Below are 25,473 nucleotides of genomic sequence, written 5' to 3'. Positions count from 1 at the left end.
CCTTTCAAAGGTGAGGCGCCGCCGTCAGGCAAAGGAAAACGACATGACCAAATATGATGCAGAATGGGTCCGCGCCGAGGAAGCCAAGCGCAAGTGGATGGCCGAAAACGGTCTTTATTCCGAGGAAGAAGAGCATTCTTCCTGTGGTGTGGGTTTGGTGGTCTCAAAGGATGGCAGCGCCAGCCGCAAGGTGGTCGAGGCCGGTATCAATGCGCTGAAAGCGATCTGGCACCGCGGCGCGGTGGATGCCGACGGCAAGACCGGCGACGGCGCAGGTATCCACGTGCAGATCCCGGTTCCCTTCTTTTATGACCAGATCAAGCGGACCGGCCACGAGCCGCACACCGACCAGCTGATCGCGGTTGGCCAGGTTTTCCTGCCGCGCACCGATTTTGGCGCTCAGGAGAAATGCCGGACCATTGTGGAAACAGAAGTCCTGCGCATGGGCTACTATATCTACGGCTGGCGCCATGTGCCGGTCGATGTGACCTGCCTCGGTGAAAAGGCCAACGCCACCCGCCCCGAGATCGAGCAGATCCTGATCTCCAACTCCAAGGGCGTGGATGAGGATACGTTCGAGCGCGAGCTCTACGTGATCCGTCGCCGCATCGAAAAGGCAGCCGCGGCTGCCGGGATCGGCGGTCTCTACATCGCGTCGCTGTCCTGCCGGTCGATCATCTACAAGGGCATGATGCTCGCCGAACAGGTTGCCGTTTTCTACCCCGACCTGATGGACGAACGGTTTGAATCCGCCTTTGCGATCTATCACCAGCGGTATTCCACCAACACCTTCCCGCAGTGGTGGCTGGCGCAGCCCTTCCGCATGCTGGCTCACAACGGGGAGATCAACACTCTGAAGGGCAACATCAACTGGATGAAAAGCCATGAGATCCGCATGGCTTCTGCGACCTTTGGAGACTACGCCGAGGACATCAAGCCGATCATCGCGGGTGGCTCCTCAGACTCGGCGGCGCTGGATTCCGTGTTCGAGGTTCTGGTGCGCGCAGGCCGCTCTGCGCCCATGGCGAAAACCATGCTGGTGCCCGAAAGCTGGTCGAAACAGGCGGTCGAACTGCCCGAGGCCTGGCGCGACATGTATTCCTACTGCAACTCGGTGATGGAACCCTGGGATGGCCCCGCCGCCCTCGCCATGACCGATGGCCGCTGGGTCTGCGCCGGTCTGGACCGCAACGGTCTGCGCCCGATGCGCTATGTCGTCACCGGCGACGGTCTGGTGATCGCTGGCTCCGAGGCGGGCATGGTGCCGATCGATGAAGCAACCGTCGTCGAGAAGGGCGCCCTTGGTCCGGGTCAGATGCTGGCCGTGGACATGAAAAAGGGCAAGCTCTACCACGACACCGAAATCAAGGACAAACTCGCCGCGGCGCTGCCCTTCGGTGATTGGGTCGAAAAAATCAACGATCTGGACGAGACCCTCGCCACGGTGGAAGAAAAGCCGCTGTTCAGCGGGGAAGAACTGCGCCGCCGCCAGATCGCGGCTGGCTACACCATCGAAGAGCTGGAGCAGATCCTTGCGCCGATGGCCGAGGACGGTAAGGAAACGCTGGCCTCGATGGGCGATGACACCCCTTCGGCGGTTCTGTCCAAGAAATACCGCCCGCTGTCGCATTTTTTCCGTCAGAACTTCAGCCAGGTGACCAACCCGCCGATCGATAGCCTGCGCGAATATCGCGTGATGTCGCTCAAGACGCGGTTCGGCAACCTCAAGAACGTGCTGGACGAAGACAGCTCCCAGACCGAAATCATCGTTCTGGAAAGCCCGTTTGTGGCCAACAGTCAGTGGGACAAGCTGGTGGAAACGCTGGAAGAACCCCCGGCTGAGGTGGATTGTACCTTCACACCCGGCAAGGGCGCTCTGAACGCGGCCTTGGAGCGCATCCGCGCTGAAGCCGAAGAGGCGGTGCGTTCGGGCGCGGGGCATATCGTGCTGACCGACCAGCATTCGAATGCTGACAAGATCGCCATGCCGATGATCCTGGCGACCTCGGCCGTGCACTCGCACCTGACGCGCAAGGGGCTGCGCACCTTCTGCTCGCTCAACGTGCGCTCGGCGGAATGTATCGACCCGCATTACTTTGCGGTGCTGATCGGCTGTGGCGCCACCGTGGTGAACGCCTATCTGGCCGAAGACTCTCTTGCTGACCGGATCGAGCGGGGCCTGCTGGATGGGTCCCTGACCGAAAACGTCGCCCGTTACCGTGAGGCCATCGACCAGGGCCTTCTGAAGATCATGGCCAAGATGGGTATCTCTGTGGTGTCCTCTTACCGTGGTGGCCTGAACTTCGAAGCCGTCGGTCTGTCCCGCGCCATGTGCGCTGAGTATTTCCCCGGCATGACCAGCCGGATTTCCGGCATCGGTGTGTCTGGTATCCAGGTGAAGGCCGAGGAAATCCACGCCACCGCCTGGGGCGCTCAACAGAACGTGCTGCCCATCGGTGGCTTCTACAAGGCGCGTAAATCCGGTGAGACCCACGCCTGGGAAGCGACCTCGATGCACATGCTGCAGATGGCCTGCAACAAGGCCTCCTACCAGATGTGGCAGCAGTATTCGAAAAAGATGCAGGCCAACCCGCCGATCCATCTTCGCGACCTTCTGGACATCAAGCCGCTGGGCAAGCCGGTGCCGCTGGAAGAGGTGGAAAGCATCACCGCGATCCGCAAGCGCTTCGTGACGCCGGGCATGTCCCTGGGCGCGCTGTCGCCCGAGGCGCACAAGACGCTGAACGTCGCGATGAACCGCATCGGCGCCAAGTCCGACAGTGGCGAAGGCGGGGAAGATCCGGCGCATTTCGTGCCCGAACCCAACGGCGACAACCCCTCCGCCAAGATCAAGCAGGTGGCCTCGGGCCGCTTTGGTGTGACCGCCGAATACCTGAACCAGTGTGAAGAGCTGGAGATCAAGGTGGCCCAGGGCGCAAAGCCGGGTGAGGGTGGCCAGCTGCCGGGCATGAAGGTCACCGACCTCATCGCGCGCCTGCGCCATTCGACCAAGGGTGTGACGCTGATCTCGCCGCCGCCGCACCACGATATCTACTCGATCGAGGACCTGGCGCAGCTGATCTATGACCTGAAACAGATCAATCCGCGCTGCAAGGTGACGGTGAAGCTGGTGGCCTCCTCGGGCGTTGGCACAATCGCCGCTGGCGTGGCCAAGGCGAAGGCAGACATCATCCTGATCTCGGGCCATAACGGCGGCACCGGGGCGTCTCCGGCGACCTCGATCAAATACGCGGGTCTGCCGTGGGAGATGGGCCTTACCGAGGCGCATCAGGTTCTGGCGATGAACAACCTGCGCGACCGTGTGACCCTGCGCACCGACGGCGGCCTGCGCACCGGTCGTGACATTGTCATGGCTGCGATGATGGGCGCTGAGGAATACGGCATCGGCACTGCCGCCCTGATTGCCATGGGCTGCATCATGGTGCGCCAGTGCCAGTCGAACACCTGCCCGGTGGGCGTCTGTACACAGGACGAGAGCCTGCGCGCCAAATTCACCGGCAATGCTGACAAGGTGGTGAACCTCATCACCTTCTACGCACAGGAAGTGCGGGAAATCCTCGCCTCCATCGGTGCGCGGAGCCTGGACGAGGTGATCGGCCGTGCGGATCTACTGGCGCAGGTCTCGCGTGGGTCGGCACATCTGGACGATCTGGACCTCAACCCGCTGCTGATCACTGTCGATGGGTCGGCCAGCATCGTCTACAACCGCGACAAGGAGCGCAACGCGGTGCCCGATACGCTGGATGCGGAAATCGTGCGCGATGCGGCCCGCTTCCTGCAGGATGGCGAGAAGATGCAGCTTTCCTACGCGGTGCAGAACACGCATCGGACGGTGGGCACGCGCACCTCGAGCCATATCGTGCGCAACTTTGGCATGCGCAATTCCTTCCAGCCGGATCACCTGACGGTGAAGCTGCAGGGCTCCGCCGGTCAGTCCCTGGGGGCCTTTGCCGCGCCCGGTCTGAAGCTTGAGGTTTCGGGCGATGCCAACGACTATGTTGGCAAGGGCCTGTCGGGTGGCATGATCGTGGTACGTCCGCCGATGGCCTCGCCGCTGGTGGCGAGCGACAACACCATCGTCGGCAATACCGTGCTCTATGGCGCGACCGATGGCTATCTCTTTGCAGCGGGTCGCGCGGGTGAACGTTTCGCCGTGCGCAACTCGGGCGCGAAGGTGGTGATCGAGGGCTGCGGATCGAACGGCTGTGAATACATGACCGGCGGTGTGGCAGTGATCCTGGGGTCGATCGGGGCGAACTTTGGCGCGGGCATGACCGGCGGCATGGCCTACCTTTACGATCCCGAAGGCAAGGCCGAGACCATGATGAATATGGAGTCTCTGGTCACCTGCGCGGTAACCGTCGACCACTGGGAAGGTGAGCTGAAAGGCCTGATCGAGCGCCATCTGGAGGAAACCGGGAGCCGCAAGGCCGCCGATATCCTGCAGCATTGGGAGACCGAGAAAACCAATTTCGTTCAGGTCTGCCCCAAGGAGATGCTGGACAAGCTGCAGCACCCGCTGTCGCTGGAACAGGCAGCCATGCCAGCGGAGTAAACCGCGTATCCAGCACTATCAAATTGCCCCGCAGGCTGACCGCCTGCGGGGCTTTTTCTTTTTGGGTATCGCTTCCTGAGTCACCCGAGCAGCAAGCACCAAACCCCACATCTCTTCATGCCCTGTCTGGCACGGCCCAAAGCCGGTTCAAGCACAATGGCGGTTTCCACGCCTGCGGCGCGGAGCCTCCGCAATTCTGCCTGAGCCGTCTTTTTTGCCCCGCGCCTGTTCCCGGGCAAGCGATGAGGGCTCCGGAGCAGCAGGTCGATTTCACGGTGGCAGCATGGGGCGGCTCTGGCCTATAGAGGAGGCATGGCAAAGGCGGCGAAAAAGACAGGCAAGAGCAGCCCCCCCCTCATGCGAAGGATCACCTCGCCTCTGAGGTGGGTGCGCAAATGGGTGATGCGCGTGTGTTTGGCGGTCTTGGTGCTGGCTGTGGCGCTGGTTGTGCTGTTTTCCGTGGTGAATCCGCCCATCACCCATACGATCTGGGCTGAACAGCGCCGTCTTGGTGACATAGACAGGGAATGGGTTCCGCTTGAAGATATCGCTCCGGTTCTGGCGAGGTCCGTGGTGGCGGCTGAGGATGCGCGATTCTGCCAGCATTGGGGGATCGATGTGACCGCAATCCGCGCGGCGCTCGCAGAAGGTGGTCAGCGCGGCGGGTCAACCATTTCTCAGCAGGTGGTGAAGAACGTCTTCCTCTGGCAGGAGCGCAGCTGGTTTCGAAAAGCGCTGGAGGTAGCGCTGACGCCCTTGGTGGAGGCGATCTGGAGCAAACGGCGCATTCTGGAGGTCTATCTGAACGTCGCTGAAATGGACGAGGGCATTTTTGGTGCCGAGGCGGCGGCGCGGCATTATTTTGGTGTTGGTCCGGATGAACTCTCGGCGCGTCAGGCGGCTCTGATCGCGGCGGTATTGCCAAACCCGAAAGGCCGTTCGGCAGCGCGCCCATCAAAAAATCTGCGCCAGCGGGCCGCGCAGATCGAGGACGGGGCGGCTACCATCCGCGCAGATGGGCGTTCGGACTGTTTCGAGGATTGAAGTTTTTGCAGCAAGCAGGCATTGCTGATGCAATTCCACCCGCTTCAGGAGACACCATCAGCCAATGGCACGCCTGTATCATGTCCCCCTGTCCCCCTTCTGCCGCAAGGTGCGCCTGTCGCTTGCGGAAAAGAAGATCGAGGTCGAACTGGTCGAAGAACGCTATTGGGAGAAAGATCCCGATTTCCTGCGCCGCAACCCGGCGGCCAAGATCCCGGTGGTGCGGCTTGACGGCAAGATGATGTCGGAAAGTGCCGCGATCTGCGAATACCTGGAGGAAACCCGCCCCGAGCCGTCGCTGATGCCCTCGGACCCGGATGGCCGCTATGAGGTGCGCCGCCTGGTTTCCTGGTTCGATGACAAGTTCCACAATGAGGTGACGTCAAAACTACTCTATGAGCGGGTCAACAAGAAGGTCACCGGAGAGGGCTATCCGGACAGCCACAACGTCAAGGCCGGGGCGCGGGCGATCAAGTATCACCTCGATTACATGGCCTGGCTTTTGGATCATCGCCGCTGGCTGGCGGGGGACAGCATGACGCTGGCGGATTTTGCGGCTGCGGCGCATCTGTCGTCGCTTGATTATATTTCGGACGTGGACTGGAACCGGTCGGCGACGGTCAAGGACTGGTACGCCAAGATCAAGTCGCGCCCGGCGTTCCGGTCGATCCTTGCCGATCAGATCCCGGGGTTCCGCCCGCCGCCGCATTATGCCGACCTTGATTTCTGATCTCGCGGCGCAGGTGCAGATATGAGCGCCGCGCTGAAGGAAAGGCTGGTTCGGCAGGCGAAGGAGGAAGGCTTTGTTTCCTGCCGCATCTGCCGCCCGTGGGATGTGCCCGAGGTGCCCGCGCGGCTGGAGGCCTTCCTTGCGGCGGGCTATCATGGGCAGATGGGCTGGATGGCAGAGCGCAGCCATTGGCGCAGCGATCCGGCGCAGCTGTGGCCTGAAGCGCGGTCGGTGATCATGCTGGCCGAAAGCTATACGCCCGATGAGGATCCGATGGCGGTTGTTAGCCTGCCGGACCGGGGCGCCGTGTCGGTCTATGCGCGCGGCAAGGATTACCACGATCTGGTCAAGAAACGCTTGAAACGTCTCGCGCGCTGGCTGATTGCCGAGGCGGAAAAGGACAGCGATGCGGCAGAGGTCAAGGTCTTTGTCGATACCGCGCCCATTCCGGAAAAGCCGCTGGGGCAGGCGGCGGGCCTGGGCTGGCAGGGAAAGCACACGAACCTTGTCAGTCGAGATTGGGGCAACTGGGCCTTTTTAGGCTCTGTTTTTACCACTCTGGACCTGCCGGTTGATGCGCCAGAGCGGGACCATTGCGGATCTTGCCGGTCCTGTCTGACCGCCTGTCCGACCGATGCCTTTCCGGCGCCCTATCAACTCGACGCGCGGCGCTGCATTTCCTATCTCACCATCGAATACAAAGGCCCCGTCGATCACGAACTGCGCGCCAAGATGGGCAACCGGATCTATGGCTGCGATGATTGTCTGGCCGCTTGCCCCTGGAACAAGTTTGCCGTTGCCGCCAGCGATATGCGCTATGCCGCGCGCGAAGGGCTGGTGGCGCCGCGACTTGCCGATCTGGCCGCGCTGGATGATGCGGGGTTTCGGGAGATGTTCTCAGGATCTCCGATCAAACGCATCGGGCGGGACCGGTTCGTGCGCAATGTGCTTTATGCCATCGGCAACTCGAACGATCCCGCGCTTGCCCCGGCGGCAGCGCGGCTGACCGAGGATCCCGATCCCGTGGTCGCCGAAGCCGCGCGCTGGGCGGTTGAGCGTCTGAACGCCGCTTAACGCCCCTTCCAGACCGGATCGCGTTTTTCGGCAAAGGCGCGCGCGCCCTCCATCTGATCCTCGCTATCGTAAAGGACATCGACCGAGCGCAGCTGCCGTTTGGTGATGCGGTTCATGGCGTCCTGAAACTTGGAATCCTCCGCATCGCGCACGATCTCCTTGATCGCCGCATAGACCAGCGGCGGGCCGGAGGCGAGAAGGCGCGCCAGCTCCCAGGCGCGGTCCATCAGCTGATCGGCGGGCACAATCTCATTCACCAGGCCCCAGCGGTTTGCCTCTGTCGCGTCGAACCAGCGCCCGGTCAGCAATAGCTCCATGGCGATGTGATAGGGGATGCGTTTCGGCAGCTTGATCGAGGCGGCATCGGCCACGGTGCCCGAGCGGATTTCCGGCAGTGCAAAGGTGGCATGATCGGCGGCGATGATCATGTCGGCCGACAGGGCCAGCTCAAGCCCGCCACCGCACGCAATGCCGTTAACGGCAGCGATCACCGGCTTGTTCATGTCGCGCATTTCCTGCAGCCCGCCAAAGCCACCGACACCGTAATCGCCATCCACAGCATCGCCATCGGCGGCAGCTTTCAGATCCCAGCCGGGGCAGAAGAATTTGTCCCCGCCACCTGTCAGGATGGCAACCCGCAATTCTGGATCGTCGCGAAACTCGCGAAAGACCTCGCCCATCACGACGCTGGTTTTCAGATCAATGGCATTGGCCTTGGGCCGGTCCAGTGTCACCTCGAGGATGGCGCCCTCGCGGCGGGTTTTGACGGGGCTTTGAGCGGATTCGGTCATCTTACCAGTCCTTTCTGCGCATCAGCGCATCCGCTGCAATGGCATCCGATGGGGTGCATATCAGCGGGTTGATTTCAATTTCTTCCAGACCTTCGGCATGGTCCAGCACATAAGCCTCGACCGCGCGGATCGCGCGCAGGATGGCGGCGCGGTCGGCGGCAGGTTTGCCGCGATAGCCCTTCAGCACGGTATTGATGCGCAAGGAGGCAAGCGCCTCTTCGATCATGGCATCGCTTGCCGGTAGTAAAAGCGAGGCGCTGTCCTGCAGGATCTCGGTCAGGGTGCCTCCTGCCGCCAGCGTTAGGACGAAGCCGTGCGCGGGATCTTTGACGACCCCGATCAACAGCTCGGCCACGGCGCCGGTGATCATCTCCTCCACAAGGAACGATCTGGCCTCCATACCATTTGCGGCTTCGCTGACATCGCCGCCCGATTGCAGGTTCAGCACCACGGCGCCTGCCTCGGATTTATGGGCTAACCCCTCACCTTTCAGAACCACGGGATAGCCAATATCGGCAGCGCAGGCACGGGCAGCGCCCGGGGTGCGGGCGCGGTGAGAGATCGGAATGCGCAGACCGTAGTCCGACAGCCGCCGCTTGGCCTCTGCCTCGGGGATCAGGTTCGGCTCCACTGTCGGTGTGGGCGGCAAAAGCGGATCAGCGCTGGACGCAGCAGTTCGGGAAGCGGCTTCACAAGCCTTGATCGCCTCGGTCAGTCCACAGAAGGATACGACACCGGCTTTCATCAGCCGTCCTGCGACGTCCTCGGGCATGAGTTCCGGTAAGGTGGCGACGACCCCCACATTGGCGCCGGTCTGCTGGCGCGCCCCGATGGCGGCCTCGATCGCGCAGTCCCAATCAGCGGCCGAGCAGCGATCGGGCCGTGGAAAATCCACGATCAGCAGGGTCATGGCAAGACCTGGGTCCATCATCGCGGCAAAGGCGCGGGTCATCGCCTCAACATCGCGCCAGATGTAGGTGTGGTAGTCCAGCGGATTCGCCAAAGCCACCATCGGCCCCAGGGCGGCGCGAAGGTTCTCGGTTTGGCGTGGGTTGAGGGGTGGGAAAACCAGGTCACGCCCATAGGCAGTGTCGGCTGCAAGGCTCGCCTCCCCCCCCGAGCAGCTGATCGAGGCGATCCGGTTCGACGGCAACCGCCCCACCACATGCAAGAGCTTCAGCGATTCAAGGAAGGTGGGCAGGTCATCGACCCGCGCAATGCCAAGCCGCGCCAGAAGCGCGGCCGCCCCCGCATCTCCTCCCGCGACGGATGCTGTATGCGAAACTGTCGCCGCACGCGCCTGGTCCGATTTGCCAACCTTCAATGCGACGATGGGTTTGCCAAGGGTGCGGGCACGGGCCGCCAGCACCTCGAACGCGTGCAGGTCCTTGATCCCCTCGATATGAAGGCCAAGGGCGGTGACCCGGTCGTCCTCCAGCAGGGCCGCACCGATATGAGAGATGTCCGCCTGCGCCTGATTTCCTGCCGTGACCACATAGGCCAGCGGCAGGCCGCGCTGCTGCATGGTCAGGTTGATCGCGATGTTGGAACTCTGGGTGACGATGGCCACACCGCTGTCCACACGGTCACCGCCATGCTGATCCGGCCACAACAGCGCACCATCCAGATAGTTGATCAGCCCATAGCAATTTGGTCCGAGGATCGGCATGTCTCCGGCAGCCTTTAGCAGGCGCTCCTGAAGATCGGCGCCATCGGCGTCCTCGGCCTGCGCTTCGAGAAACCCGGAGGCAAAACAGACCGCGCCACCGGCCCCGCACGCCGAAAGCTGCCCGACAACATCGACGGTAGCATGGCGGTTCACGCCGATGAAGGCAGCATCCGGCGCCTCGGGAAGATCCGCGATAGAGGCATAGGCGGTCAGCCCCGCGATTTCTTCGGCCTTGGGATGGACCGGCCAGATTTGCCCTTCGAATCGCATGGCCTGACATTGCTCGATCACTAGGCGACACCAGTCTCCGCCGCCAACAACCGCGATGTTTTTGGGCCGTATCAGTCTTGAAAGCTCCGGTATCACCGTGAAACCCCGTGCAAAATCATAGAAATTGGTTTTTTGCCCGGATTTCCGTGACGACAGTAACCTTTGATTAACATTTTCAACCCTTTATGGTTGTGCGGAACGAGTAGGGATGCTTTAGACCGCACTTTCAGGAGGCCCCCCGAGCCGTCTCGGCGTCGGGGGGCTGACTGTTTCAAGACCCCCGTTTTGCTGGCCTTGGTCCCCTTCTCAAGACGTCTGGTCGGTATAATTCCGAAACTCCTGACCCTGCGGGACCTGGTTAATGCGTCCATGATGCTGACCAAATTACCGGACTCGCCCAAAAAGGGCAGAGTCCTGCGATAGCCGTATTCGCATTTGCATCTGTTCTGCGCCATCGTCGGCACCTTCCCTAGCCGCCAAGCGGGCGCAAGAGTTCGCGGCTGATGATGTGGCGCTGAATTTCGCTGGTGCCTTCCCAGATGCGTTCGACCCTGGCATCACGCCAGATCCGTTCGAGGGGCAGTTCGTCCATCAGGCCCATGCCGCCGTGGATCTGGATCGCCTCGTCTGCGACCATGGCCAGCATCTCTGTCGCTTTCAGCTTGGCCATGGACATGTCGCTTTCGGTGACGGTGCCCTGGTCGAACTTCCAGCCCGCCTCCCAGGTGAGAAGGTTTGCGGCCTTCAGTTCGAGCGCCATATCGGCCAGCTTGAAGGAAACGCCCTGAAACTTGCCGATCTGCTGGCCGAACTGCCTACGCTCGGCGGCGTATTCCACCGCGTGCTGGAGCGCCCGTTCGGCCCGGCCAAGACAGGTTGCTGCCACTTGCAGGCGGGTTGCGCCGAGCCAGGTGTTGGCGACCTCGAATCCTTTGTCCACCTCGCCCAGAATGGCGGATTTCGGCAGGCGGCAGTCGTCGAATTCCAGCACCGCATTGGTATAGCCCCGGTGGCTGACGTTCCTGTACCCGTCCCGCACAGTGAACCCCGGGGTGCCCTTGTCGACGAAGAAGGCGGTGATCTTCTTCTTCGGCCCGCGCGGGGTCATTTCTTCGCCGGTGGCCATGAAGACAATTGCAAAATCGGCGATATCGGCGTGGCTGATGAAATGCTTGGTGCCGTTGAGGATATAGTCATCGCCATCGGCCCGCGCCGTTGCCGTCATCCCGCGCAGGTCGGACCCGGCGCCGGGTTCTGTCATCGCCAGACAATCCCATTTTTCGCCCTTCATGCAGGGGTAGAGATACTTTTCCTTCTGCTCCTCCGTGCCGGCCAGAAGGATGTTCGAGGGGCGCGCAACGCAGGTCCAGTGGAGCGCGTAATTGGCGCGGCCCAGCTCTTTTTCGTACATCAGCCAGGTGAGTGTATCGAGGCCCGCACCACCGACTTCTTCGGGCATGTTGGCGGCATATAGGCCTGCTTCGATCGCCTTTCCCTGAATCTCCTTGATCAGCTCCATCGGCAGATGGCCGCTGCGCTCCACCTCCAGCTCGTGCGGATAAAGCTCCTTTTCGACAAAGGCGCGGGTGGTGTCGACGATCATCGCCTGTTCTTCGCTCATGCCAAACTGCATCTGCGGGATCCTTCTTGTTTGCTTGCCGCAAAGCCTATGGTGGTCGTAGGCTCATATCATGCAGTAACGGGCCAAATCATGCAGTCTTGGATTAAAGATACCGCCGCGCCGCAGCAAGTCGATGTGCTGCTGTTCGATGCCTTTTCCGGACATTGCCTTGCCAATACGGTGGAGCCGATGCGCGCTGCAAATACCTTGGCGGGGCGGCGGATCTATGACTGGCGGTTCCTGACGCTGGATGGCGGCACGGCTGTTTCCTCGGCCGGAATGGAGGTCAAGGCACACGCCCGCCTTGGCGATTGTCGTGGCGATATGCTGATTGCCATGCCCAGTTATGACTATCGGCAATTGGCGAGCGAGGCGGCAGGCCGTGCGCTGCGGGCGGCGGCGCAGCGCTATGATGTGATGGCGGGGTTTGATGCGGGCGCTTGGCTATTGGCCGCGGCGGGGCTACTGGACGGGCGTCGCGCCACCATCCACTGGGAGGAACTTGCAGGCTTTGCCGAGGCGTTTCCCGCCATTGATGCCCGGCGGTTGCGTTTCGTTCGGGATGGGGACAGAATCACCTGTTCCGGCGCGCTGGCGGCGTTCGAGTTGATGCTGGATCTGATCGCAGAGCGGCACGGACAGGCCTTGCGACTAGAGCTTGCCGCCCTGTTCATGAGCCCCGAGGCAACGGGCGGGCAGGCCGTTCCGCTGGCGCGCAGCCGCTCGCTGGTGCGGGCGATTGAGGTGATGCAGGCACATCTTGAAGAGCCGCTGACAATCGGTGCGATTGCTCGCCGTATTGGGCGCAGCCAAAAGGATTTGGAGGCGCGGATGAAAGCAGAGCTGGGCGCCGCGCCTCAGGCGGTCTACCGCAGGCTCCGTCTCATTCAGGCGCGCAAGCTGGTCCTGGAAACGCCGCTTGGCGTGTCGGAAATCGCCCTGCGCTGCGGCTACGAAGATCCCAGCGCCATGACCCGCGCCTTTCGCCGCGAATTCGGAACCACGCCGCAGAAACTGCGCAGGGGTTAACCGATCTCCTGCCGCGCGGTGATCCAGAGGTTCAGCCGCCAGATGCCCCAGGCCAGCGGAATTGCTGCCAGTCCGCCGATGACATAGGTCAGGGGTTCATCCGCGAAGCTCTCGAACAACTGGGTGTAGGCGTGAATGCTGCCAAAGGTCAGCGAGGCATTGAACAGCCCCCGTTCGTTGCGCTGCGCGGACCAGACCACCATCGCCGCTAGGATCAGCGCCCAAAGCACGGAATAAAGCCCTGCCGTCAGTTCGAAGGCCTGCGCGCGGAAGGCGTTGCGTGCGGCATCAAAAGCCTCCCAATCCTCATAAGCATTGCCATAGTAGCGGCCTGGCCCCCAGATGGTTTCGCCGACAAAATCCCCCCAGAGCGATCCGACAAGGGCGCATAGATTGGCCACAACGAAGGCCAGCATCACCAGGGTGCGCAGGTGCCGGGCGATCCGCTCCGGCTGGCTTCGGGCCAACCACAGGCACAGGGCGATCAGCAGGGACATCTGCAAGATCGAAAGGGTCGGCTCTGGCGAATAGAACACATAGGCCGCATGGAAGTAGGCGCTGCCGGTCTCAAGCGCCTGGGCAAAGGGCGCCAGTGCCAGCGCCGTGATCAGCCGCACATCGATCAGCGTGCCGATCCCCGCCAGGAGTGCAGCGTAGTAGAGCATTTCGAAATTACGCAGGGGCGATCCGATGTCATGCTGATCGCTCAGCGCTTCTATTCCTATGACATGCACCACCAGCGCCATCAGGATCAGCGAGCCAAGCACGAATTGAGAGGTCAGCCCGCCGCGCCAGTAACGCAGCGCAAGACCTGCCAGAAGGGCGCCCCCGGCGGGCATCAGAATCCAGCCTGCGATGTCTTTATGGTTCTCCATCAGCTCAAGCGTCGCGCCTCCGATCAGCATCCCTGCCCCGATCAGCGTCGCAGCATTGCCGAACATGCGGAACATATCGGAGGTGCGCGCGAGGATCAGAAGACCACCGGCAGTCATCAACAGGCCCGCAATGGCCACCAGCAGCGGGTCCGCCAGCAAGAGTATGAAGCCGCCCGTGGTCGCAAGGATGCCAAGGCACAGGATCACGTTGACGCCAAGGGTGATCATGGCCTCGCGCGCACGGGATTCGATAATGCGGGCCTGATCGGCGGTAATCACGCCCTCCGCGGTGAGCTTGGTTGTGTCTGCAATCGCGTGCATCTGTGCTGGCCTCCTGCGGTTTGTGCGGTTCAGCTTGCGTAGGTTGACCCTTCGCCGTCCAGAACTGCCTTGATCTCGCGCAGGTGCGCTTCGGCCTGACCGGGGTAGTCGTCCAGCTCGGCCGCGGTTTTTTCGGCGATCTCGTCCGACAGGCGGCGCAGGGGCTGGCCGGTCTGCAGCGCGCGAATGTAGGTCTCGGCGGCGCGTTCGAAGTAATAGAGCCGGTTGAAGGCATCGCCCGGATCGTCCCCGATCACCAGAACGCCATGGTTGCCCATGATCATGGCCTTCTTCTTGGGGTCGCTCAGCATGGCCGCGCAGCGCGCGCCTTCGTCCTCGAACGCGAGGCCCCCATAGCCATCGTCGATCACGTAGCGATTGAAGAAGGTTGCGGTGTTCTGGTCGATGGGCGGCAGGGTGCTGTCGGCAAGCGAGGCCAGAACCGTGGCAAAGATCGAATGCACATGCATCACGCAGCGCGCATGGGGGCACAGGCGATGGATCGAGCCATGCAGCCCCCAGGCGGTGGGATCGGGCGCATCGGGCCGCGCCATCGTCGCGGGGTCGTCCGCGTCCAGCAGCAAAAGGTTCGAGGCGGTGATGCGGGCAAAATGCATCTGATTGGCGTTCATCAGGAACTTCGTGCCTTCGGGGTTTACTGCCAGACTGAAATGGTTGGCGACCCCTTCGTGCATGTTAAGCCGCTCGGCCCAGCGAAACGTGGCGGCCAGATCGACCCGGTCCTGCCAGTGCTCGATATTCTGCCTGTCCATGTCTGGCCGCAGATCGGTGACGGTCATGAGGCTGCCTCCAAATGTCTGATAAGGGGTTCTTTGCGCTCAGCCTCACGCGTCCACCGGCAAGAGGCAAGGGGGAATCCTCGGCTGCACCGGTTCACGGCAGATCATTCTTCGCATCTTTCAGAAGGTGATCCTTTGATGACAGACGGCCGTCTGCTCTTGCACTTGTGAGCGCAATCATAACAATTGGCGCATGACACAGACCGCATTTCCAAGTTGGCCCGATTCCGCCCCGAAACTGATAGATGTTGCCGCAGGCCGCGTGCCCGCAGACACAGTGATCCGGCAGGGCAAATGGGTGAATGTCCACACGCGTGAGGTACTGGATGGTCACGACATCGCCATCGTTGCGGGGCGTATCGCCTATGTTGGACCCGATGCCTCCTATTGCACCGGGCCGGATACTCAGGTGATCGAGGCAAACGGCCGTTTTATGATCCCCGGCCTGTGCGATGGCCATATGCATATTGAGTCCGGTATGCTGACCCCGGCGGAATTTGCCCGCGCGGTCATCCCGCATGGCACCACATCAATGTTCACTGACCCGCATGAGATCGCCAATGTGCTGGGCCTTGATGGTGTGCGCTATATGCACGATGAGGCGCTGATGCAGCCCGTCAATATCTTCACCCAGATGCCAAGCTGCGCGCCGTCAGCTCCGGGGTTGGAAACCACCGGATTTGAAATCACCGCCGAAGACGTGGCCGAAGCAATGACCTGGCCCGGCATCATCGGTCTGGGTGAGATGATGAACTTCCCGGGTGTTGCCAATGCCGACCCCAAGATGCTGGCCGAGATCGCCGCGACCCAGCGTGCTGGCAAGACTGTTGGCGGGCACTATGCCTCGCCCGATTTGGGTCCCGACTTTGCCGCCTATGTTGCAGGGGGTCCTGCGGATGACCATGAAGGCACCTGCGAAGCCGATGCCATCGCCCGGATGCGTCAGGGGATGCGTGCCATGGTGCGGCTTGGCTCTGCCTGGTACGACGTCGAAGCGCAGATCACCGCGATCACCGAAAAGGGTCTGGATCCGCGCAATTTCATCCTGTGCACCGATGATTGCCATTCGGGCACCTTGGTGAACGACGGCCACATGAACCGGGTGGTGCGTCATGCGATCGACTGCGGCTGTGACCCGGTGATTGCGCTGCAGATGGCGACGATCAACACGGCGACGCACTTCGGGCTGGAGCGTGAGCTTGGCTCGATCACACCTGGGCGCCGCGCCGATGTGATCCTGACCTCTGACCTGCGTACGCTACCCATTGAGCTGGTGATGGCGCGTGGGCAGATCGTGGCGGAAAACGGCTCTATTACGGTGGAATGCCCGCATTTTGACTGGCCGGACAGCGCGACGGGCACCGTTCATCTGGGCCACGATCTGACGGCAGAGGATTTTGAACTGAAAGCGCCCGAGGGTGCAAATTCGGTAACGGCCAATGTGATCGGCGTGGTGGAAAACCAGGCCCCGACCAAGGCGCTCAAGGCCGAGTTGCCGGTGATGGACGGCTTGGTCGAAGGCACAGGCGAGGTCTGCCAGATCGCCCTGGTCGAACGTCACCGTGCCACGGGCGGTGTCACCAATGCCTTTGTTTCCGGGTTTGGGTACGAGGGGCCTGTGGCCATGGCCTCCACCGTGGCCCACGACAGCCACCATATGATTGTGGTCGGCACGGATCGCAAACAGATGGCGCTCGCCGCCAATCGCCTGGCCGAGGTGGGCGGCGGCGTCACCCTGTTCCGCGACGGCGAGGAACTGGCGCTGGTCGAACTGCCCATTGCGGGCCTGATGTCGAACCGCCCCGCCACCGAGGTCGCTGCCAAGGCGCAGAAACTGGTCGAGGCGATGGAGGCCTGCGGCTGCAAGCTGAACAATGCCTATATGCAGCACTCCCTTCTGGCTTTGGTGGTGATCCCCGAGCTGAGGATTTCGGACCTTGGGCTGGTGGATGTGCGCACATTCAAGAAAATCCCTGTATTAGAGCCTGTTTCATGACGACAATCCGTCTACCCAAACATCCCGAACCCGAAGCCTTTACCGATTCCGCAAAGGCGGTAGAGCGGCTTGAGCTACTGTACGAGCAGGCCACGGACTTCCTGTGCGACGGGTTCATGCAAGTGATGGCGGGCTCGGCAGCGCAGGACCAGCGTATCCGCGCCTTCTACCCCGAGATCCGCTTTACCACCTCTTCATATGCACAGGTGGATTCCCGGCTCAGCTTTGGTCATGTGTCCATGCCGGGTACCTATGCCACGACGGTGACGCGCCCCGATCTGTTCCGCAACTACCTGACCCAGCAGATCGGACTGCTGATCAAGAACCACGGCCAGCCGGTCATGGTCGGGGCATCTGACACACCGATCCCGGTGCATTTCGCGGTGGCCGCGCGCCCCGACCTGACGGTGCCGCAAGAGGGGGCGGCGGGGTTCACCCTGCGCGATGTCTTTGACGTGCCGGATCTGTCGACAACCAATGATGATATCGTCAACGGGACCCATCAGCCCACCAACGGCACGGGGCCGCTGTCGCTGTTCACCGCGCAGCGCATCGATTATTCGCTGGCGCGACTGGCGCACTATACCGCGACCGATCCCGAGCATTTTCAGAACCACGTGTTGTTCACCAACTACCAGTTCTATGTGGCGGAGTTCGAAGCCTATGCCCGTGCGCAACTGGCGGATCCGGCGTCGGGCTACACCAGCTTTGTCAGCACCGGCGATTTCGAGATCACGGATGCAGATGCCGAAATCCCGCCCATCGCCAAGCTGCCGCAGATGCCGACCTACCATCTGAAACGCGCGGACGGCAGCGGCATTACCCTGGTCAATATCGGCGTCGGCCCATCGAACGCCAAGACCGCGACAGACCATATCGCGGTGCTGCGGCCCCATGCCTGGCTGATGGTTGGGCACTGTGCGGGTCTCAGGAACACCCAGGCGCTGGGCGATTTTGTTCTGGCTCATGCTTACTTGCGCGAGGATCACGTACTGGATGACGATCTGCCGGTCTGGACGCCAATCCCGGCGCTGGCGGAAATCCAGATCGCGCTGGAACAGGCCGTAGCCGAGGTGACTGAACTGGAAGGCTACGATCTGAAACGGATCATGCGCACCGGCACCGTAGCCACCATCGACAATCGCAACTGGGAGCTGCGCGACCAGTCCGGCCCGGTCCAGCGGCTCAACCAGTCGCGCGCCATTGCACTGGATATGGAAAGCGCAACGATCGCAGCAAATGGCTATCGCTTCCGGGTGCCCTATGGCACGCTGCTGTGTGTGTCCGACAAGCCGCTGCATGGCGAATTGAAGCTGCCGGGCATGGCCTCCGACTTCTATCAGACCCAGGTTTCACGCCATTTGCAGATTGGAATTCGCGCGATGGAGCAGCTGCGCGGCATGCCTTTGGCGCGTCTTCACAGCCGAAAACTGCGCTCTTTTGATGAAACCGCCTTCCTCTGAGGGCAGTTTTCCCCAGTTTTCTGCGGAAAATCGCTTGTTTTGGTTGTCTTTGGCATCTCTATGCGTTGTGTTGGCGCACAACATAACGATAAAGTCACGCAATGAGGCCCCAGAGTTCGGGCAGTTTTAAGGAGAGCTAAGAATGTCCAAACCGATGACCAAAACCCAGCTTGTCGCCGCACTGGCTGAGGAAATGGGCAGCGACAAGAAAGCCGCCGGCGCCGCGCTGGATGCCGTTTGTGCGCTGATCACGCGTGAAGTGTCGAACGGCGGTGCCGTGACCCTGCCCGGTGTCGGAAAAATCTACTGCCGCGAGCGCCCCGAGCGCGAAGTGCGCAACCCTGCCACTGGCGAGAAGTTCATGAAAGAGGCCGACAAGGTCGTCAAAATGACCATCGCCAAGGCCCTCAAGGACAGCGTTAACGAAGCTTAAGCCCTGAGGCTGATCCGTGGATCAGAATTCATAAGGGCCGCCCCAAAGGGTGGCCCTTCATTTTTGCGTGAAGGATTGACAACTCGGGCGCCTCTGTCGCTTGCAACGTCCGATCATTTGCGGGACTGTCCCGGCGGAACTGCGAAAGGACAGGCTTTGGATATTCGTGCAATTGCCATGGGGCTGACCTTTGCCCTGATGTGGTCCTCGGCCTTCACCTCGGCGCGGATTATCGTGGTGGATGCATCGCCGCTGTTCTCGCTCGCTGTGCGCTTCCTGATTTCCGGCCTGATCGGCGTCGCCATCGCGGCGGCCATGGGGCAGACTTGGCGGCTGACGCGGGGACAGTGGCGGGCGACGGTGATCTTCGGCATCTGCCAGAACGCCCTGTATCTGGGCCTCAACTTTGTTGCCATGCAGACAATCGAGGCATCCTTTGCTGCCATCATCGCCTCGACCATGCCGCTCTTGGTTGCGCTGGCCTCCTGGGCGATCTTCCGCGAACGGTTGAAACCACTCGGCATCGCCGGTCTTCTGGCAGGGGTGCTGGGTGTTGCCCTGATCATGGGAACGCGGATCAGCGAAGGGGTGGATCTGTTCGGTGTTCTTCTTTGCGTGATCGGGGTGGTCGCGCTGGCCACGGCCACCCTGGCCCTGCGCGGCGCCACCTCGGGGGGGAACTTCATGATGGTGGTGGGGCTGCAGATGCTGATCGGTTCGGGGATCCTCTTTGTTGCCGCGCCGATCTTTGAGGACATCTTTGTCAATCCGACGCTGCCACTTGCGTTTGCATTTGCCTATACCACCCTGGTTCCCGGTCTTGCCGCGACCTTTATCTGGGTGCTGCTGCTGAACCGCATCGGCGCGGTGCGGGCGGCGACCTTTCATTTCCTCAACCCGGTCTTTGGCGTTGCAATCGCAAGCGCCCTGCTTGGAGAAAAACTGGGTCCGCTCGACATCATCGGCGTTTTGATCGTGACTGGCGGCATTCTGGCCGTGCAGCTGTCCCGCCAACCGGGACGGCAAGCAAAACCCGCGAAATAGAGACTGATATCAGGGCAAGAGGCGTTCAATCGCCCCCGTAATCTGTCCCGACAGGGGCCGCGCAACTGACCCCCAGGTGCCCGCCACGGATCCATCGGGCGCGATCAGGATCTTGTTGAAGTTCCAGCCTGGCTCGAAACCCGTCTCGGCGCGCACCGCCTGAAAGAACGGGTGGGCATTCGTACCTTTCACGGGCGTAATATCGGTCATCGGCAGGGTCAGATCATAGTTCAATTCGCAGAACTGTTTAACCTCCTCGGCGCTTCCCAGCTCTTGCTTGAAGTCGTTCGAAGGAACAGCCAGCACAACCAGGCCCCGGTCCCGGTATCGATCATAAAGGGTCTGCAGCCCCGCGTACTGTTTGGTGAAGCCGCAGCGCGAGGCGGTGTTCACCACCAGCACGGGTTGCCCTCGGAACGAGGCAAGGTCAATCACGCCGCCGTCAATCGAGTCAAAACGCCCTCCGGCCGGAGCCGCCTGCGCCATCTGCCCCACCATGACCAGAGCGGCCAAAATCCACATCCTGAACATCTTTACCCTCCGCAGCTTTTGCAATGGGTACGGACCGGGTCGGCCAAAGGATCAATCTGGCGTCTGACGTGACGCACAAGCCCGCGAGGATCTGCAATAATCGCTTTGCATTTTCCGCGCATCGGACCATGTATCAGGTAGCAAAGACCCGCCGGAGACATGACATGACGCGCTACACCAAAGACCCAGACGCCATCGCAGCCCTTTCGGACGAGGAATATTACGTCACGCAGAAATCTGGCACCGAACGGCCCGGCACCGGCAAGCTGCTGTATAACAAGGAGCCGGGGATCTACGTCGATATCGTCTCGGGCGAGCCGTTGTTTGCATCGTCCGACAAATACGAATCCGGCTGCGGCTGGCCCAGCTTTACCAAACCGATCGAGCCTGCCCATGTGCAGGAGCTTGAGGATCGTACCCTCGGCATGATCCGCACCGAGGTCCGCTCGACCCATGGTGACAGCCATCTGGGGCATGTCTTCCCCGATGGTCCACTGGACCGGGGCGGCCTGCGGTACTGCATCAACTCCGCCTCGCTGCGGTTTATCCATCTCGACGACATGGAGGCCGAAGGCTATGGCGAGTACATCGATCAAGTGGAGGACCACAGATGAGCAATCCTGAACGCGCCGTTCTGGCAGGTGGCTGTTTCTGGGGCATGCAGGACCTGATCCGCAAGCGCCCCGGCATCATCAAGACCCGCGTCGGCTATACCGGCGGCGACGTGCCCAATGCCACCTATCGCAACCACGGCACCCACGCCGAAGGGATCGAGATCCTGTTCGATCCGGCCAAGACCTCATACCGGGAGCTGCTGGAATTCTTCTTTCAGATCCACGATCCGACCACGGTGAACCGTCAGGGCAATGACATCGGTATGAGCTATCGCTCCGCCATCTACTATGTGGACGAGACCCAGAAGCAGATCGCAGAGGACACCATCGCCGATGTGAATGCCTCCGGCATCTGGCCCGGCAAGGTGGTCACCGAACTGGAACCGGTCGGAGATTTCTGGGAGGCCGAGCCCGAGCATCAGGATTATCTGGAGCGCCTGCCCAACGGCTATACCTGCCATTTCCCGCGCCCGGATTGGGTTCTACCCAAGCGCAACGCGGCCGAATGAATCCGGGGCAGTTCCCCCCTGTTAGAGCCTGATTTGACCCGCTCTCGCCTTGTGGTTTGAGCGGGTTTTCTTGTGGCTAGTCGTCCTTTGCCACGCGCGGACGGCCGCTGGCTTCTGCCGTGAGGAAGGCTTCGACAAAGACCTCGCGCGCCTCCACCTGCGCCGTGCGGATGTCCCGCGTTATGTGCATATGGATGTCTTCCGCCCCGGCGGCCTGCGCCTCTTGGCGGGCCTCGGCGGTCAGATGGTCCTCAAGCGTTTTCAGTGCCTGCTCCGATGACGTGAAATCCTGCGGGCCACCCTCCAGATGCACCCGGAACTTTCCCTCGGCCGGAGAGGTCACGCTACCGCTGCGGCGCATGGTGACACGGCCCACAACCGCGCCGATGGCATTGGCGACGCCTGCGTGCTCTGGCAGGATCATCCGGCAATGGAGCTGCTCTCCCACCGCCGGGTAATAGCTGGGCGCCGAGGCGCCAAGCCCCACCACATCTACATTCAATGCCGCATCCAGCGCCAGCATGCCGCGATGGTTTTTCAGGCCCCGGCGCAGCAGGATGTGCCGCGCCAATTGGTCTGGTGGCAGGCCGAAATTCTCGGCTTCTTCGGCAAAAGCAGTCTCTAACAGGGTCAAAGTGGTCTGCTCGGTCAACTGGTCGATGATCATTTGGGCGAGGGTTTTGGCATCCTGAGCAAGGGGGTCGCCGCTCCCGATGCGGCGGCGGGAGAACAGGGTCAGCGCCTTCTCCGCTGCATCCCGGTCCCAGGCCTCAAGCCGCCCCAGCACGTGAGACGCATCCGAGGGCGTGACCCCGGCGATCTGCACCAGCCCCCGGTCCACGAGCCGGTTCAGCGCGCCCTGTTCCATGCGGGTGCGCAGCACCGCGCCAAGGGGGTGTACCCCGGTCCCGATGCGCGCCAGCAGGGCCGTTTCCCGCTCGCTAAGGCCAGCAACGGGCAGGCCCGGCACCGCGCGCAGGAATTTTCCGTCGTGCTCTCCGACCACCGGGGCGTTCATCTGCCGGTCCAGCGCTGCATGCACCACATCAGGCGCCTCTGCCCCGATCAGCGAAATGGGCACGACCCGGCGGGGGCCGAGCGTCAGCCCGCCTTGCAGCCCTTCGGTTCGGATGTGAACCTGGCTGTCCCCGCCAAGGCCGCTCGTGCGCATGGCAACCGCCTCCACCATGGTGCGATAGCCCCCGACGCGCGCGCCCTCGGGGTCGATTGCGGGCCTGCCATCCCGGATCAGCGCCACATCGGTAGTCGTGCCGCCGATATCGCTGACCAGCGCGGTATCGACCCCGGTCATCCAGCGCGCCCCAACGATGGAGGCGGCAGGGCCACTGAGGATCGTCTCGATTGGACGTTCTCGCGCCTGTTCGGCAGACATCAATGCGCCGTCACCGCGCACCACCATCATCGGAGCGGTGATCCCGATCTCGGCCAGCGTGTCCTGCGCGCGGCCGATAAGCCGGTCGATCATCCCGATCAGCCGCGCGTTCAGCACCGCCGTCAGCGCCCGTTTCGGCCCATTGAGTTTCGCCGAAAGCTGATGGGAACAGGTCACCGGGGCGCCGGTTATCTCGGCAATGATGCGGGCGGCTTCCAGTTCGTGCGCCGGGTTTCGGGTGGCAAAGATACCGGCCACAGCGTAACCGCTGACGCCTGCATATTCAGTCTCTAAAAAGGCAAAAAGCGCATCTGTGTCGAGAGGTTCAGCCTCGCTGCCCGCATGGGTATGCCCGCCCGCCAGCACAACTGCCGGGTCGCCTCTCAGCGCCTCGCTGAGCCCGTGGCGATCGAGATCTTCGGGGGCAAAGCCGATATAGATCAGCGCCACACGCCCGCCTTGCCCCTCGACCAGGGCATTGGTGGCAAGTGTGGTGGACAGCGCAGCCATTGAGACATCCTGCGGCGCGACGCCCGATTGCGCCAACACCGCCCGCACCGCGCCGCCCACGCCGACGGCCAGATCGTGGCGGGTGGTCAGGGACTTGGCCGAGGCGATCACCTCTTCCTCGTCACGGATCAGCACCGCATCCGTATAGGTCCCGCCCGTATCCACACCCAGTAGCAGCGCCATCACCTGTTCCTTTTCTGCTCGCTGTCCCCCGGTGTAGCGTCGAATTTGGGCCGGTCCATCCTGTTTGCGTCATTCCTGATATAATCAAGTAAGGATCGGAACGCGTGTCTGCCGGTTGGGGGGAACGAAAAGGGACAATGGCGTATGATGGATGTGGAAGCCAATCGGAAAGGTGATTGTAATAGCGTATCGAGGTGCACCGATCAATTGCTGCACCAACAAGTTGAAGCGGCGCGGTATCTTTGATCTACTGGAAGCAAAGGTATTGCGGACGACGGTGTATGAAACGAGCATTTAGGGCGTGCATCAGAGGTCTGTGCGGATATTTTTCAAGAAACAACTACATGAACGCCAAGTTTTATCCCGTTTTTTGGGGGAGCTATCTTGGCTTGCATCTATTGAGATACCTGCTGGGAGACGAGCAGTTTTTCGACAGGAGAGCGTTAGAGAGCAAATTTTGGTTGAGCTATGGCCCCTATGTTTTTCTTGCTTTCGTTCTGTGCGACATTGGGCATTCCGCTATTGAAAAGGGGAAAAAGAAGAAACGGGTTCCAACATCTCAAAATGGTGATGGCCCGGCCTGAACTGTGCTGGTGCACCATTTCCATCATTTTACAAGTGTTCCAGCACGACTTGTGCCAGGTTGCTTAGCGAACTCTCCCTTTCGACCCTTGCCGGGGAGCGTTTTGCGGCGCATCTATAGCGGCATGACAAAGACACTTCTCTGTATCGGCTATGGCTATTCGGCACGGGCACTGGCGCGGCGGATGCTGGCGCGGGGCTGGCGGGTTATGGGCACCACGCGGGATCTGCACAAAGCTCAAGCGGATGAGAGCGTGCAGCTGCGCCAATGGCCCGACGCAACGCTCCCCCTCGATGCTGTCACCCATGTTCTATCCTCGGTCGGTCCAAATGAGACGGGCGATCCGGTGATTGCGGCGTTGCGGGACGAGTTGGCCAAACGCGCCGCCACGGGGCAGTTCGACTGGGTTGGTTATCTGTCCACCACCGCCGTCTATGGCGATCAGGGGGGTGCCTGGGTGGATGAGGAGACGCCCGTTGCCCCCTCTTCCCGTCGCGGCGACTGGCGTGCGCAGGCTGAGGCAGAGTGGCAGGCGATCCCCGCTCTGCCACTGCATATCTTTCGCCTCGCCGGTATCTATGGCCCCGGTCGCGGCCCCTTTGCCAAGCTGATGGCGGGCAAGGCGCGCCGCATCGTAAAGCCCGGACAGGTTTTCTCGCGTATCCACGTGGAGGATATCGCGACGGTGCTGGAGGCTTCGATCGATCGCCCCAATCCGGGTGCGATCTACAATGTCTGCGACGATGAACCCGCCCCGCCGCAGGATGTTTTGGGCTACGGGGCCGAGCTCTTGGGCCTGCCGATCCCCGCCGAGGTTCCCTTTGACGAGGCCGGGATGACCCCCATGGCGCGCAGTTTCTACGGAGAGAACAAGCGCGTCCGCAATACCCGGATCAAGGAGGAGCTGGGCGTGACGCTGGCCTATCCCGACTACCGGGTGGGCCTGTGTGCCGTAAAGGCCGCCGAGGATCTGGAGAACTACGCGCCCCCGCCAGAGCCGCCTGCGTTGTAGGTGGCAGAGTGGGAACGTGGCATCTGATTTTCGTTTTTCTGAACTTCCGGCTGCTGGGACGGTTGCGCAAAAGGTTGCACCAGAGGTTTCCGGGGCAAATGGAAAAAATCTGGGACAATCTCGGTCATTTTGCGCGTTGGGACATTACAGCTTCCCCGACGATCTTCACTGCGGTTTCTGATCGTGCCGCTTTGATGTTCCTTTTTGTTGCCAAGCGGGAAGACATACCGGTCTTCTTGCTAGGAGATGACGAAGTTGCGAAGCTGGTTTTCCAGCTAAATGGTAAGACCTCGGCAAAGTTATTCTGCCGTTTGGCTGCTTTTACGGGTTTGTCGAGCACGTAGGTCATGGGACGCCGGGCGCTTGCCCCCCGGCCTGCGCCTGCCATGGGGGCAGGCAGTC

The 25,473-nt window shown here is 61.6% G+C and carries 21 protein-coding genes; 14 read left to right on the top strand and 7 right to left on the bottom strand.

The window, feature by feature from the left end:
- The first annotated feature begins 43 nt into the window (after positions 1 to 43).
- The 4 genes from gltB (at position 44) to queG (ending at position 7,424) form a co-directional block, all read left to right on the top strand.
- Positions 44 to 4,576: a glutamate synthase large subunit gene (gene gltB / locus AADA15_RS15085; RefSeq protein ID WP_341642385.1), complete on the top strand. Its 4,533-nt coding sequence runs from the start codon at positions 44 to 46 to the stop codon at positions 4,574 to 4,576.
- Positions 4,577 to 4,933: 357 nt separating this feature from the next.
- The gene (gene mtgA / locus AADA15_RS15080; RefSeq protein WP_341642384.1) at positions 4,934 to 5,620 is read left to right on the top strand and encodes a monofunctional biosynthetic peptidoglycan transglycosylase; all 687 of its coding nucleotides are present in this window, start codon (positions 4,934 to 4,936) and stop codon (positions 5,618 to 5,620) included.
- Positions 5,621 to 5,684: 64 nt separating this feature from the next.
- A complete protein-coding gene (fzlA, locus tag AADA15_RS15075) occupies positions 5,685 to 6,350 on the top strand; it encodes an FtsZ-binding protein FzlA (RefSeq protein ID WP_341642383.1) in 666 nt (221 codons plus the stop codon).
- A gap of 21 nt (positions 6,351 to 6,371) precedes the next feature.
- Entirely contained in the window at positions 6,372 to 7,424 is a 1,053-nt protein-coding gene (gene queG / locus AADA15_RS15070) for a tRNA epoxyqueuosine(34) reductase QueG (RefSeq protein WP_341642382.1), read from the top strand.
- Here queG and AADA15_RS15065 read toward each other — a convergent pair.
- From AADA15_RS15065 to AADA15_RS15055, 3 genes are all read right to left on the bottom strand, one after another.
- A complete protein-coding gene (locus AADA15_RS15065; RefSeq protein WP_341642381.1) occupies positions 7,421 to 8,215 on the bottom strand; it encodes a carnitinyl-CoA dehydratase in 795 nt (264 codons plus the stop codon). The two genes, queG and AADA15_RS15065, sit on opposite strands and share 4 nt — an antisense overlap.
- 1 nt (position 8,216) lies before the next feature.
- On the bottom strand, positions 8,217 to 10,247 hold the full coding sequence (locus AADA15_RS15060; protein ID WP_341642521.1) for an acetate--CoA ligase family protein: 2,031 nt from the start codon (positions 10,245 to 10,247) through the stop codon (positions 8,217 to 8,219).
- A 376-nt stretch (positions 10,248 to 10,623) separates the two neighbouring features.
- Entirely contained in the window at positions 10,624 to 11,787 is a 1,164-nt protein-coding gene (locus tag AADA15_RS15055; protein WP_341642380.1) for an acyl-CoA dehydrogenase family protein, read from the bottom strand.
- 78 nt (positions 11,788 to 11,865) lie between these two features.
- Here AADA15_RS15055 and AADA15_RS15050 point away from each other — a divergent pair, with 78 nt between their 5' ends.
- On the top strand, positions 11,866 to 12,804 hold the full coding sequence (locus AADA15_RS15050; protein ID WP_341642379.1) for a GlxA family transcriptional regulator: 939 nt from the start codon (positions 11,866 to 11,868) through the stop codon (positions 12,802 to 12,804).
- On the opposite strand, the gene AADA15_RS15045 is transcribed toward AADA15_RS15050, so the two are convergent.
- Together AADA15_RS15045 and AADA15_RS15040 are read right to left on the bottom strand one after the other, a co-directional pair.
- The gene (locus tag AADA15_RS15045) at positions 12,801 to 14,000 is read right to left on the bottom strand and encodes a hypothetical protein (RefSeq protein ID WP_341642378.1); all 1,200 of its coding nucleotides are present in this window, start codon (positions 13,998 to 14,000) and stop codon (positions 12,801 to 12,803) included. The two genes, AADA15_RS15050 and AADA15_RS15045, sit on opposite strands and share 4 nt — an antisense overlap.
- A 29-nt stretch (positions 14,001 to 14,029) precedes the next feature.
- Positions 14,030 to 14,800: a class II aldolase and adducin N-terminal domain-containing protein gene (locus AADA15_RS15040; protein ID WP_341642377.1), complete on the bottom strand. Its 771-nt coding sequence runs from the start codon at positions 14,798 to 14,800 to the stop codon at positions 14,030 to 14,032.
- A 193-nt stretch (positions 14,801 to 14,993) separates the two neighbouring features.
- Between AADA15_RS15040 and ade the strand changes: the two genes are divergently transcribed.
- From ade to AADA15_RS15020, 4 genes are all read left to right on the top strand, one after another.
- Positions 14,994 to 16,796 (top strand): adenine deaminase, encoded by a 1,803-nt coding sequence (ade, locus tag AADA15_RS15035; RefSeq protein WP_341642376.1) that lies wholly within the window; start codon positions 14,994 to 14,996, stop codon positions 16,794 to 16,796.
- Positions 16,793 to 18,259, top strand: coding sequence for an AMP nucleosidase (locus tag AADA15_RS15030; protein WP_341642375.1), 1,467 nt, complete (start codon positions 16,793 to 16,795; stop codon positions 18,257 to 18,259). The genes ade and AADA15_RS15030 overlap by 4 nt, the downstream gene beginning before the upstream one ends.
- Positions 18,260 to 18,401: 142 nt before the next feature.
- On the top strand, positions 18,402 to 18,692 hold the full coding sequence (locus AADA15_RS15025; RefSeq protein WP_341642374.1) for an HU family DNA-binding protein: 291 nt from the start codon (positions 18,402 to 18,404) through the stop codon (positions 18,690 to 18,692).
- Between the two features lie 156 nt (positions 18,693 to 18,848).
- The gene (locus AADA15_RS15020) at positions 18,849 to 19,736 is read left to right on the top strand and encodes a DMT family transporter (protein ID WP_341642373.1); all 888 of its coding nucleotides are present in this window, start codon (positions 18,849 to 18,851) and stop codon (positions 19,734 to 19,736) included.
- A 9-nt stretch (positions 19,737 to 19,745) separates the two neighbouring features.
- Here the strand turns inward: AADA15_RS15020 and AADA15_RS15015 are convergent, their stop codons facing one another.
- Complete coding sequence (locus AADA15_RS15015) at positions 19,746 to 20,267, bottom strand: glutathione peroxidase (RefSeq protein WP_437343204.1); 522 nt, start codon at positions 20,265 to 20,267, stop codon at positions 19,746 to 19,748.
- Positions 20,268 to 20,431: 164 nt separating this feature from the next.
- On the opposite strand from AADA15_RS15015, the gene msrB reads away from it, so the two are divergent.
- Entirely contained in the window at positions 20,432 to 20,881 is a 450-nt protein-coding gene (gene msrB, locus AADA15_RS15010) for a peptide-methionine (R)-S-oxide reductase MsrB (RefSeq protein WP_341642372.1), read from the top strand.
- Positions 20,878 to 21,390 (top strand): peptide-methionine (S)-S-oxide reductase MsrA, encoded by a 513-nt coding sequence (msrA, locus tag AADA15_RS15005; protein WP_341642371.1) that lies wholly within the window; start codon positions 20,878 to 20,880, stop codon positions 21,388 to 21,390. Before msrB ends, msrA begins: the two co-directional genes overlap by 4 nt.
- Before the next feature lie 76 nt (positions 21,391 to 21,466).
- Here msrA and AADA15_RS15000 read toward each other — a convergent pair whose 3' ends face one another.
- The gene (locus AADA15_RS15000) at positions 21,467 to 23,476 is read right to left on the bottom strand and encodes a hydantoinase/oxoprolinase N-terminal domain-containing protein (protein ID WP_341642370.1); all 2,010 of its coding nucleotides are present in this window, start codon (positions 23,474 to 23,476) and stop codon (positions 21,467 to 21,469) included.
- 344 nt (positions 23,477 to 23,820) lie between these two features.
- On the opposite strand from AADA15_RS15000, the gene AADA15_RS14995 reads away from it, so the two are divergent.
- The 3 genes from AADA15_RS14995 (at position 23,821) to AADA15_RS14985 (ending at position 25,415) form a co-directional block, all read left to right on the top strand.
- A complete protein-coding gene (locus AADA15_RS14995) occupies positions 23,821 to 24,060 on the top strand; it encodes a hypothetical protein (protein WP_341642369.1) in 240 nt (79 codons plus the stop codon).
- Positions 24,061 to 24,183: 123 nt separating this feature from the next.
- Positions 24,184 to 25,071 carry an SDR family oxidoreductase gene (locus tag AADA15_RS14990; RefSeq protein WP_341642368.1) on the top strand — a complete coding sequence of 296 codons (888 nt, stop codon included), beginning with the start codon at positions 24,184 to 24,186 and terminating at the stop codon, positions 25,069 to 25,071.
- A gap of 98 nt (positions 25,072 to 25,169) precedes the next feature.
- Positions 25,170 to 25,415: a hypothetical protein gene (locus AADA15_RS14985; RefSeq protein ID WP_341642367.1), complete on the top strand. Its 246-nt coding sequence runs from the start codon at positions 25,170 to 25,172 to the stop codon at positions 25,413 to 25,415.
- Positions 25,416 to 25,473: the final 58 nt, after the last annotated feature.

The organism is Phycobacter sedimenti, assembly GCF_038148855.1.
GTDB classification, from domain to species: Bacteria; Pseudomonadota; Alphaproteobacteria; order Rhodobacterales; family Rhodobacteraceae; genus Phycobacter; species Phycobacter sedimenti.
Note: the sequence above shows the minus strand (reverse complement) of the source record. Positions and strands in the feature narration are given on the sequence as shown.